Source organism: Streptococcus loxodontisalivarius (genome assembly GCF_016908645.1).
Lineage (GTDB): Bacteria > Bacillota > Bacilli > Lactobacillales > Streptococcaceae > Streptococcus > Streptococcus loxodontisalivarius.
Window position 1 is genome coordinate 1 of sequence record NZ_JAFBEH010000095.1, and the last position, 1,020, is coordinate 1,020.

Genomic DNA, 1,020 nt, shown 5'->3' on the forward strand with positions numbered 1-1,020 from the left:
TGAAAACTGGATAAACAATTATCCTAAGAAAATACTGAGCTATAAATCTCCTAATGATGTTTTACTGAATGGCTAACTTGCACTTGAAATTTAGCCTATTGGAAAAAATAAGAAAAAAACAGGATATATCGTTTATAAACTTGATGATATCAAATCAAGCAAGGATTATTCTATCGAAGCTAACTACTATACAACTGATTACTCAGAAGAGTTAACTTCGACAGCTGATTTAGCAGATGTCAAGGTGACTGATAACCGTGATAAGATTGCTGATTTGACAAAGGATTACATCAATCAAGTTTTCTTGAATTCTGAGTCAACAAACATCACTTCTTCAGAAGCAGTTGCTTCAAAAGGCAGTGCACAAGTAAGTGTGCTTGATAGCAAGTCATCAGACAGTTCATCTGACTTTAAACTTGGTAATGATATCTCTGCTGATAAGGCTGATTTTACAAAACGTTTCAAAGCAGCTATTCCAGATATGTTTTCATATTATCAACCTTCAGATGCTGAAATGAATACCTTTATTCAACAGTACATTCAAGCTAATGCTAAGCGTAGTCAAATCAGTGTTAAAGTAACTGAATTCTACCCAACATCAGCTAAAGTAACTGTTTCAAGTAAGGTTATTGACATCGGTGCTGTTGATACAGATACTCTTGTTGACGAGTATTTGAAACAACTGACAGGTAAAACTTACACATCAGATTCAAAATTGATGGCTGACGCGGAGAAATATATCTTCACTAACCTCTACACACGCTTCCCAACGACAGCTATGACAACTCAAACATCTGAAGACGATTTGATTATCACTTATGATGATAAGAAATGGACAGTAGATTCATCAGACAGTGAATCTAACTATGGTTACAGCCAATTGCAACGCTCAATGGCTGGTGACTTATTCTACTAAGATATAGACATAAAAAAGAGGCTGGGCAAAAACGAGCTTCAACATAAAACCACACAATGATTTCCGTCTCGAAAACAATCAAGACGAAAGAATCACTGTGTGGT

The 1,020-nt window shown here is 35.5% G+C and carries 1 protein-coding gene; it reads left to right on the plus strand.

Annotation, left to right across the window (positions count from 1 at the left end; genetic code table 11):
- The first annotated feature begins 244 nt into the window (after positions 1-244).
- Complete coding sequence (locus JOC28_RS10625) at positions 245-916, plus strand: DUF5105 domain-containing protein (RefSeq protein WP_205010639.1); 672 nt, start codon at positions 245-247, stop codon at positions 914-916.
- Positions 917-1,020: the final 104 nt, after the last annotated feature.